At 73.2% G+C, this 9,920-nt stretch carries 8 protein-coding genes; 6 read left to right on the top strand and 2 right to left on the bottom strand.

The features are described from left to right. Window positions 1–87: 87 nt before the first annotated feature. Window positions 88–855 carry a hypothetical protein gene (locus tag ABZ671_RS15620; protein ID WP_357857431.1) on the top strand — a complete coding sequence of 256 codons (768 nt, stop codon included), beginning with the start codon at window positions 88–90 and terminating at the stop codon, window positions 853–855. Window positions 856–892: 37 nt separating this feature from the next. Here the strand turns inward: ABZ671_RS15620 and ABZ671_RS15625 are convergent, their stop codons facing one another. After that, window positions 893–1,417 (bottom strand): phage tail protein, encoded by a 525-nt coding sequence (locus ABZ671_RS15625; protein ID WP_357857434.1) that lies wholly within the window; start codon window positions 1,415–1,417, stop codon window positions 893–895. Then, window positions 1,414–3,240, bottom strand: a complete 1,827-nt coding sequence (locus tag ABZ671_RS15630; protein ID WP_357857437.1) for a putative baseplate assembly protein — start codon at window positions 3,238–3,240, stop codon at window positions 1,414–1,416. Before ABZ671_RS15630 ends, ABZ671_RS15625 begins: the two co-directional genes overlap by 4 nt. Before the next feature lie 111 nt (window positions 3,241–3,351). On the opposite strand from ABZ671_RS15630, the gene ABZ671_RS15635 reads away from it, so the two are divergent. From ABZ671_RS15635 to ABZ671_RS15655, 5 genes are all read left to right on the top strand, one after another. Then, entirely contained in the window at window positions 3,352–3,735 is a 384-nt protein-coding gene (locus ABZ671_RS15635) for a hypothetical protein (RefSeq protein WP_357857440.1), read from the top strand. Beyond that, a complete protein-coding gene (locus ABZ671_RS15640; RefSeq protein ID WP_357857442.1) occupies window positions 3,728–5,029 on the top strand; it encodes a caspase family protein in 1,302 nt (433 codons plus the stop codon). The genes ABZ671_RS15635 and ABZ671_RS15640 overlap by 8 nt, the downstream gene beginning before the upstream one ends. A 46-nt stretch (window positions 5,030–5,075) precedes the next feature. Beyond that, window positions 5,076–6,893, top strand: a complete 1,818-nt coding sequence (locus ABZ671_RS15645) for a hypothetical protein (protein ID WP_357857445.1) — start codon at window positions 5,076–5,078, stop codon at window positions 6,891–6,893. Beyond that, window positions 6,890–8,128, top strand: coding sequence for a hypothetical protein (locus tag ABZ671_RS15650; RefSeq protein ID WP_357857448.1), 1,239 nt, complete (start codon window positions 6,890–6,892; stop codon window positions 8,126–8,128). The genes ABZ671_RS15645 and ABZ671_RS15650 overlap by 4 nt, the downstream gene beginning before the upstream one ends. Further along, a partial coding sequence (locus ABZ671_RS15655; protein ID WP_357857451.1) for a vWA domain-containing protein occupies window positions 8,125–9,920 on the top strand: 1,796 nt, incomplete at its 3' end. The genes ABZ671_RS15650 and ABZ671_RS15655, both read left to right, overlap by 4 nt.

Below are 9,920 nucleotides of genomic sequence, written 5' to 3' on the forward strand. Positions count from 1 at the left end.
CGACCGGCCCTGATGCGGAGCCGCTGGCGGCGAGCCCCGCCGGCAGCACGGCTGGGGCATACTGTCCGTTTACCTTTGGAGGCGATCATGAACGTCAAGGTGCCGGCTGTCGCAGTACTGGCCCTCGCCCTTACCCTGACCGGGTGTGGCGACAGTTCGTCCGACGCCACCGTCGCTCCGGAGAGCACGACCACTTCAGCGGCCGCGCCGTCGGTGTCACCGAGCCCGTCCCCGCTGCCGGACGCCGGGCCGGCGCTGGCCAAGGCGGTGGCCGCGACGAGGTCGCAGAGCTTCGCCTTCACCCTCACCTCCGGCAAGGATAGCCTGCCGGGAGAATACGACGCGGCCACCAAGGGCGCGCGGTTGCGCTCGCCCGACCCGAGCGACACCGACGAGATGGTGGCGATCGGCAACGACCTGTGGGTGCAGGTCGAGCCGAAGACCTACCTGCACTACACCGTCACCAAGTTCACCAAGGAGCAGGGCCTGGTGGTCCTCGGCGCGCCGGTTGCGGCGCTGGACTTCCTGACCACGGCGCGCGATGTCACCATGCCCGGCGCCGACGAGTACCGGGGCGTGCTCGACCTGACCAAGACCCCGTCGGCGAACCAGGCCGCCGGGCACCTCGGCTCGATCCTGGCGCAACGCATCGGCGCGCCGGCTACGGAAATCGTGTTCACGGCGAAGGTGGACGCACAGGGCCGCGTCGTCCAGTGTTTGCTGACGTTGCCCAACGTGGACACCAAAGGCGAAGACTCCACCTACACCTTTGCCGCCTCGGACTTCGGCAAGCGGGTGTCGGTGAAGAAGCCGACCGGCAACATCGTCACGGCACCCGCGGGGGCGTACGGCTGATCGCACTTGATCGGCCTGACCGGAGCGTTGGCAGTGTTCAGGCAGGTCTGCGGCCCCACGGCGAGATCGTGGGCGAGGCGGCGGCGTCGAGCTGCCCGGCCGCGAACTCGATCCGCAATGGTAGGTGGGCCGGGATCGCCGAACGGATCACCGCCTCGACGTCGGCCTCGGGGGGCGGGTCGGCGATGCGCAGGCGCACCACCAGCGTCGGCGGGCCCGCCGGTACCGGGGCCGGGCCGGACCCCGCCGACCAGGTGGTACCGCCCGGGTCCAGCACCTCGGCAGGGCAGCCGTAGTGGTCCTCCAGCAGCGCCCGCAGCGCGGCCGCCGTGCCGCGCGGGTGGCGTTCGCGGGCCAGCGCGGCCAGCACCCGTCGACCCCGGTCGGCGTCGAGCCGGTCGCCGCGCTCGACGCCGCCGACGTACCGCAGCCAGGCGGCGACGTCGTCTGGTGCGGTCGCGGCGGTGAGCATGGCCGGTAGCGACTCGATCGTCGCCTCGGCCTCCCGTAGCAGTTCCGCGGCGACCGCGGCGACCACCGGGTCCGGGCCCGGACTGCTCATGCGTTGCTCACCCTGACGAGGTGGTCGACGGAGACCGGTAGCGCCGTCGGGACAAGCGCGATCTCCGGCTGCGGGGCGCCGCGGGCCGCGCTGGTCAGGTCGACCGGGTGCAGCTCGACGCGCCGGGCCAGGCGGATCTGCGGCAACTGCTCCAGCCGCTCGGCGACAGCCCGGTCGCGCACCGGGTGGCCCAACCGCCAGCCGGTGCCGTCGTAGCCGCCGGTCAGTGGATGCAGGAAGCGGTACAGCTCCTCCTCGGCCGCGGCGTGCACCGCTCGCGGGTCGGCGTCCGGCTCCGCCACCAGGTCTGCGACCACCGCGACGCCCGCGTAGTCGGGCGGCTCGATCGTCACCCGGACGCCGAGCAGGCGGCGTGGTTCGAGGTGGGCGGTGACCGCCTCCAGCATCCGGGGCGCGGGCGTCAGATCAGCGATCGACGGGCGCGGCCGCCGTTCGGGCATCGGGTCGGGGACGATCAGCACGCGCACCGCCCAGTCGCCGGGGCCGGGCACGCAGTGGGCCCGGGCAACGTCGGGGTGTGCCAGTCGAGCGAGGTATTCGAAGTCTGCCGCCGTCACCGCCCGCTCGCGGGTCCGCAACGCGAGCGGCGCCCGGCGCCAGGCATCCTCCTCGGTCTCGCCGTCGTGGCCGCCGCGGGCCGGGAAGCGGTTCTCGACGCGTACGCCGGGCGGCAGCCCCGGGCCCAGCGGCGTGCGCAGGGCACCCGCGGCGACGTTGCCCGCTGTGCCGCCGCCGTACCAGTAGCCGCGGATGCGGACCACCGTGCCGGCCGGCGGGGCAGCCCCGTAGCGGCGGTACGTCCCGTCCGGCTCCCGGATCAGCGGCCCGAAGCACACCGTGCCGTCGGCGTCGTTGACGACGACGTGCTGGTTGTCCGGTGTCGACCCGGCGAAGTCGGCGACGACCGTCCACGGCACCCAGCCGTCCTCGTCGCCGGTCTCCACCACCGGGTCTGCCGCCGCGTCCACCCGGACCGGCCGGTGCCGCAGCCGGAAGCATTGGCCAGGGGTGCCGTCGCTGACCCCGAGGGGCTCGTCGGCGACCCGCGTGGCGTGCACCGCGCCGACGGTTACGCCGAGAGTGTCGGCGTGCACCTCGGCGACGTCGGCCAGGCCGTCCGAGGCCGGCACGGACCAGCGCAGCCAGGCCGCCCGCCGCCCCTGGATCGTGCTGTGGACATGCGCCGGCGGTACCTCCACCAGGGTCCCCGGGCCGTCGGCGGCCCAATGTCGGCAGGGCCGCCAGCCCGCGCCGTGCCAGTATTCCCACCACTCGCCCGGCCTCGCCCCGACCGCGCCACCCACCACCCGGATGGCCAGCAGGCGGCCGGCACCCTCCGTGTCCAGGCCCACGAGCAACCGGTCGGTGCCCGGCGGCGCCTCGGTTACCGGGCCACGGATCAGGTGCTCCACCCGTGCTGGGATGACGCCGACCGCACGGGTCGTCGCGAAGGTCACCGCGCCGGTGGGGTCGGTGGCCACGCGGGTCCCCAGTGGAATATCGAGCCGCTCCGGCAGCGGTCGGGCAAACCGGAACGTCACGTGGGCGGTCGCGGCCCGCCGGGCGCACGGTCGTACCCCGATCAGCTCGAGCAGCGGACGTCGCAGCCGGTCGCCGAGCTCCCGCAGCCGGGCGTGGAGCTGGTCCACCGTCTCTGCGGTGGCGACCAGGAGGGCGTCCTCGTCGGCGGTCAGCGCACGCCGGGTGCCCCGCGCCGCCAGTCGCCGCGTGGCCCGTTCCCGGGCCTCCCGCACGAGGTCCGGAAAACGTCGGTCGTCGAACAAGGACGCCGGGTCAGGCATTGATCTTTCACTCCTCGTCGAGTCAAGCTGGACCGTCCGTAGCATTTCATTCGCCTTCACAATCGGCGAGAATCGCCGAACCGGACAGGTTTCCAACAAGGTGGTGGAGACGTGCCAAACGGCCGGATCGAGATCGTGCTGGCCCCAGGCGACGACGAGGTCGGCCCGGGCGACGACGAGTGGACCCACGACCTCGACCTCTTGCGGGAGGGCCTTGTCGAACGAGACGTCGACCTGAACGAAGAGTGGGCGTTCCGGTCCGGCCACAAGGGTGCGGTAGCCGAAATCGTCGTCGTGCTGGGCGGCTCCGGCGCGGTCAAGGCGTTGGTGACGGTGCTGCGCAGCTGGCTGGCGGACCGCCAGACGCGGACCATGCGGCTGACCGTGCGCGGCCCCGAGCCGGTCGAGATTGATCTGCAGGCCAAGGGTGTCAGCGACGAGACGATTCGCGAGGCGCTGCTCGACGCGATCGAGCGCGGCAGGCGCGATGAGTGACGCCCGGCGATACCGAGCTCTGCTGATCGGCAACTCGGTCTTCGCCGCGGAGTCGGGCCTGCCCAACCTGTACGGCCCCGCCGCCGACATCGGGCTGATGCGCGCCGCGCTCACCGACGCGGAGTTCGGTCTGCACCGGCCCGAGGACGTGACCGAGATCGTGGACGCCGACTCCGGCCGGATCTTCCAGGAGATCGAGCGGTTTGCGGATGCCGGCCGTGGCGAACAGATTCTGGTGTACTACAGCGGCCACGGGGTGCGCTGGGACCAGGACCTGCTGTTGTACGCCCGCAACACCGACAAGCGCACGAAGCGCGCCACCGCCGTTTCCTCGGCGGATGTCAACCAGCTGCTGCGGCTGAGCCGGGCGAGCGCCAAGGTCCTCGTTCTCGACTGCTGCTACTCCGGCAACGTGCGGCTCAAGGGAATTCCCGCATTCGCGAACGGCAGGGGACACGTCGTGCTGGCCAGCACCGAAATCGACAAGACCGTCCCCGACGCGGACCGGCCGGGAGAGCCGAGCCCGTTCACCCGATTGCTGTGCGACGCTCTGCTTGGCGGGGCGAGCGACGGCGACCGCGACGGGCTGCTCACAATTGACGACGTGTACCGGTACCTGTGCGACCGGATGGGCAACGAGGTGCCGGACTGGTTACCGACGATCAACGACCGGCTGGTGGGGGCCCTGGCGATCGCCCGCCGGCCGGCCGAGGGGGACCCGGCACCGGCCCCCCGGAGGCTGGACGCTACGGAGTCGGCGGCGGGATTCGTCGCCGCGCTCGGGCACGAGCGCCGCCACGACGTGGCAACGGCTCGCCCGTTGTACCGGATGGTCGCCGAGTCAGGCCACGGGGATTGGGCCACCCTCGCCGGGCTGCGGCTCGCCGCTATCGCAGCCGCTGACGCCGACCGTGAGACCGCGTCTCGCGCCTACCGCGCCGTCGTGGAGTCCGGCCATCCAGAGTGGTCCACGCAGGCGGCGTACGCCCTCGCGACGCTGCATGCCGAGGCGGGCGAGGACCGTGAGGCCGACCAGCTCCTGCGGGACGCCGCGGACCGGGGGCATCCCCACTGGTCTTTCCTGGCCGCCCGGACATTGGGTATCCGGCTGGCCGGGCGCGGGCCGGAGCGGGAGGCCGCCGTCCGGTACCTGCAGCAGGCCGCCGCTCTGCCCCATGTCGACGCACCGCAGGCAGCGACCGAACTCGGCGACCTGCTCGTCGCGCTCGGCCGGACCGACGAGGCTCACTCAGCCTACCGCCGGGCCGGCCCGGGACGCCCCGACCGCCCGTGACGTCCTGACCGCCAGAAGAACGTCAGCCGCGACCCCCGGAGGACACATGCTCGTCAGCCTCTACCGGACCGGGCCGATGCGCCACCGCATCGTCAAGGGATTCGTGGTCGCCGCTGCCGACGCCGCGCGGGTGGTCGGCTCGCTCGACGCCGTGGCCGGACACCTTCCGGGCCACCCCGATGGTCGCTTCACACTGCGGCGCGACCAGCGGGCGCCGGGTGTCGTCTGGCTGGACACCGGCATGGTGTGGCTCATCGACCAGGACAGCCGCGACGCGCTGCGGCGCGCGTTGGCCGAGGCGACGGTCGGGCTGGCGGAGGCGGTCCGCGCCCGCGGCGGTCGGTTGGTCCCGGGCGGGTGGCTGGGCGCGGCCGGCGGGCCCGACTGGCTGTGCGCCGACGTGCACGCCGTCGAGGTGGTCACCGACACCCAGCGGGAGCTGTGCTCGAATCTCTTCCGTCGGTGGGTACCGGAGCTCGTGGCGCTGTCCGGTCACGCCGCGTTCGGCGGCCGGCGCGTCGAGCGCGGCGGCAGCCGGCGACTGGCCGACGCGCGAGACCACCTGTCGACCCGGTACCTCGCGTCTGCCGGCGCGGCTCACCTCGACCGGGTTCGGGCCAGCCTGCGGCGCGACGAGGGCGTTTCCCGGCTGGAGCTGATGGACGTCAACCCGGTCGGCCTGCCGGACCCGGTCCCCAACGTCGTCGTGCGTTGCCTCGACGCCCAGATCCTGCCGGCGACGGTCATCGCCCAGGCGATCCTGGTGCAGGCGATCGCGATGCGGGCCAGGCTGATGGAGCGCGACGGCCGCCGGGTGCCCGCGGTCGACCAGAACCTGCTGGACCGCAACCGCTCCCGGGCGATATCCGGCGGCCTGGGGGCGATGTTCGACGGCGAGACCGACGACCGGCGCCCGGCCGGTCGGGCTGGCCGCGACCGCCGTCCGGACCGCCGCGGACCCGACCGCCGCGAGTCCGACCGTCACGATTCCGGCCGCCGCGAAACGGACAAGTCGGACGGCGTGCCGGCCCGCGAGCGGGTCCTGGCGCTCGTCGAGGACCTCACCCGCGAGCTGCAGGCCATGCGGGTACAGGCCGAGGAGATCGCGCCGATCGTGCTGGGCCTGACCATGGCCGGCTCCCATCCGCTCGCCGTGCGCAGCGAAGACGACCTGCTCGCCCGGTGGGCCGGCGGCGGCTCCGACCTCGACGCCAGCGACTTCTTCGCCGACCCGGCGTGGCTCGACACCGATCAGGTCAGCGTCACCAACGAGGCGGCCTACCGAGGCGCCGCGGCCATGGCCCGCCACTACTGGGCCAAGCGCCTCAGGCCGGCCCCGAGGAGTACGCCCGACAAACACCGCCCCGACCGTGCCAACCAAACCGAGCGGACCGAGCGGGGGATGTCGGCCGGCCTGCTGCTGAACCTGCTCGGCACCGAGGAATTCGGCGCGGAGCAGGTGACGGAGGCGTTGGCCACTTACGTCCGGGGCGGGGGAGCGCCGGACCTGACCAAGGAACTGCGCAAACTGCCGAACGAGCAGGCCAAGGCGCTGCGGCGGACGCTGCGCCCGCCTCGGCCGCTGATCCGTGAGACCTCCAGCGTGCCGAAGGACTGGTCCGCCGGCCCGGCCGCCGAGGTGCTGCGGCTCGCCACCAAGGAGGGCCGGGCCCTGCTGAGCTTGAAGATTCCGGCGGACCAGCGGCCCCAGGCGATCGCCGCCGTCCGCCAGCAGCTGCACCGCCCCCCGCCGGACCTGGCACTGCTGTTGCTCACCGACGCGTCCTTCCGCGATCCGAAGGGAGCTTCGCTGGTCCGAGTGGAACTGCTGGTCCTGTCGATGAAGGTGGAGGCCACGCCGTGAAACCGTCCGTGCTCGTCCTGCTCGACATGCGTGAGTACCCCGACGCGCCCACGACGCCCGCCGGTTACCGGGAACTCTGGCGGGAACTCGAGGCGGACCTGGTGCGGCGCGACCTGCGGACCACGCCCACCGTGCGGTGGGATCAGCCAGGCCATGGCGCGGTCAGCGTCCAGGTGCTCAACCCGCACAGCTGCCCCGCGGTGCTCGACGAGCGTACGACGTTCGCGGTGTGCGGCATCCTGGAGCCGCCGCGACTGAAATACCGCTGCGGCACCTGCGCCGACGCCGGGCAGGCCCGCTACGCCCCGTTCATCTGCGCGGACTGCCGTGCGGTGGACCCGGCGCGGCGGGTCTGCGACGAGCACGTCGTCGTGCTGGACCTGAACTTCGCCCGGGTCAGCTGCCCGGCCCACGTACCGGCCTGCGCCTGCGGGCAGCGCGCCACGTTCTGGTGCTCCGGTGCGGAGTGCCAGCGCCGCCGGCCCTGGTGCGACACGCACCGCCGCCGGCACCCCGGCGACCCGCTGACCTCATACTGCGAAGGCTGCTACCAGCAGCGGTTCCCGGCCTGCTCGGCACCCAGATGCGCGAGCACCGGCAGCCTGTCGTGCGAGCACCAGGCCGACGGGCGGGCATGCCGAGCACGGGTGTGCCCGCGGCACGGGTACCGCTGGCAGGTCTACGGCCCGCACCGCCGCGGCCTGGTCCTCTGCCCGTCCCACCACGCCGTGCTGCCCCGGCTGTCGCGCCACGAGATCGCGTACCAGATCCTGGCCGGCACGGCCGCGCGGGGGCGAGGCCGCAACCGCGCGCCCCGCCTGCCCGGGCTACGCACGATCCGGCACATCTTCATCAACGTCCGGCGTGAGCTGGTGGAAGTGGCCGAGATTCAGGACCTTATGCGGGCCGCGGCAGGCCGCGCCGGCCCTCGCAACCGGGCGCTCGACGAGCTGATCGCCGAGCACCGCGCCGCGTGGGCCCGGGAGGTGAAGGAGGACGCCGACCGCATGGAGGAGGGGCAGCGGCACTTCGGGGTGCTGCAGAGCCTGCTGGTCGGGCTGGGCCAGGCGGACCTGGCCGAGCGTATCCGACTGTCGGAGTTCAAGCCCCACGCGAACCAGCTGTGGGTCCGCGTGCCGGACGAAATCAAGGCCCGCTTCATCGGCCGGCAGGGCACGACCATCAAGGAGCTGGAGCGCCGGCTCGGCCTGAAGATCAAGTTGGAGAAGCTATGAGCGCGCTTTGGTCGGGCGACCGCCACCGGCTCGTCCCGGTGCCGGGTTCCGGCCTGATCAGCGGCGAGCGGATCGGCGTGCCGGCCAGCGCGCTCGGCGGCCCGTCGGCCGGTGTGCTGACCCTGCTGTCCGCGGGCGACCGCCGGCTGGCCGTACGGCTGTTTCCGGTGCCCGAGCTACCGGCAGGGGTGGTCGCGATCGGCGCTGACCTCGTCGACGAGCACGGCATCGACGTCGGCACGGTCAGGTGGGCGCTGCGTGAGCAACCAGCGGCCGTCCCCGCCCAGATCGTCCTGGAGCCGATGACCGACGGCTCCGTGCAGGAGCTCGCGCGGACTCTCCTTGCCGCGCCCGACCTGCGCAGCCGCGTCCTGTTACCGGAGGCCGCGGCGTCGGTGTGGATCACCGTGGGCGGCACCCCGTTCCGGGTGCGCGGCGCGGCCGACGCCGCCGGCCGGCCAATCGACGGCCTTGTGCGCATCGGCGCGGAGACGCACGTCCTGCTCTACAGCCAGAGCGGCCGTACCGGTGTCGACATCGTGATCCTGGCCGACTGCAGCGGCTCGATGGGCCTGGCCGACGTGCCGCAGACCGGCGGCGAGGACGCGCACTCCTGGCGTCTGGGCGCGCGGTCGCGGTCATCGACGATGGAGCGCGCGGACGCGCAGCGCCGGGCCCTGCTACATCTGCTTCAGGCTCGGCTGGGCACCTCCGGCCGGGTCTCCCGCATCGCGCTGGTCCGCTTCACCACCCAGTGCGAGGTGCTGTTCCCGCGCGAGGGTGGCATGGCCGAGATGAGCGCCGACAGCGAGCCGGCGGTGGGCGAGGCTTTCCAGCGCGCCGTCCTCCAGCTGCGGCCGGTCGACGGCAACACCGACATCGGCAACGCCCTGCACTACGCGTCCGAGCTGCTGCACCGCCACGGCGTGCCCGGCAACGACCAACTGATCGTCCTGGTCAGCGACGGCGCCGACTGGAACCCCAAGGGCGACGAGGCGACCGGCGAGACAATCGCCGCGACGACCGACCCGGTGTCGCTGATGGAAGAGCTGCACGGGATGGCCGACATCCGGCTGCACGCGATCGGCATCAGCGACGAGGCGACGTTCCTGCGGTGGTGGCAGGCCGCGCGGGGTTCGACACCGTACCAGCCGTGGATGGTCCCGGACCATCGGCTGCTCACCAACCTGGTCCGGGTCGGTGGCGGCGATCCCAGCCGAGTCGGCGGCCTCGACGTGCTCGAGGACTACTTCGCCGGCCTCGGCGCCGGCGTGACGACCCGCATCGGCCCGCCGGGACGGGAGTCACCGTTGCCCCCGGTCCAGCGCGACCTTGGCACGCACGTCCGCCGAGCCGTGGGCCTGGACCCGGCCCAGCGGGAGGCGTTCGCGCGGACGGCCGAGGAGGCACGCCTGTTGTACGCCGAGTGCCTCGACGCCGCCGCGGACCACGACGGCCTGGGCGTGCTGCGCTCCCCACGCAGCGGCGGCCAGTTCGACGAGCTCGGCGCGGCGGCGCAGTCCCAGGCCGAGCTGAAGGGCTGGGTCGCCGTGGCGCAGGGCATGTTCGCCGATCGCCCGGGACGGCTGCGCCCACCCGTGGCCGAGGTGGTAGCCGACGCCCGGCTGCGCCGCCTCCGCCAGGTCCACGATGACGCCACCGCGCCGATCGCCGACAACGACGTGCAGGGCTGGTTCGATCTGCAACGTAGCCTCCTGCAGGACCTCGTCGGCGTGCTCGGCGATCTGCGGGAGCGGCTGCGGGCCGCCGTCGCCGCGGAGAACGCGGCGAC

It is taken from the genome of Micromonospora sp. NPDC006766, from assembly GCF_040636055.1.
Taxonomy (GTDB): Bacteria; Actinomycetota; Actinomycetes; order Mycobacteriales; family Micromonosporaceae; genus Micromonospora.

Excerpts from the sequence above, each read along its gene's own strand:
- ABZ671_RS15620 (WP_357857431.1), top strand. The coding sequence starts at position 88 with ATGAACGTCAAGGTGCCGGCTGTCGCAGTACTGGCCCTCGCCCTTACC.
- ABZ671_RS15625 (WP_357857434.1), bottom strand. The coding sequence starts at position 1,417 with ATGAGCAGTCCGGGCCCGGACCCGGTGGTCGCCGCGGTCGCCGCGGAA.
- ABZ671_RS15630 (WP_357857437.1), bottom strand. The coding sequence starts at position 3,240 with ATGCCTGACCCGGCGTCCTTGTTCGACGACCGACGTTTTCCGGACCTC.
- ABZ671_RS15640 (WP_357857442.1), top strand. The coding sequence starts at position 3,728 with ATGAGTGACGCCCGGCGATACCGAGCTCTGCTGATCGGCAACTCGGTC.
- ABZ671_RS15645 (WP_357857445.1), top strand. The coding sequence starts at position 5,076 with ATGCTCGTCAGCCTCTACCGGACCGGGCCGATGCGCCACCGCATCGTC.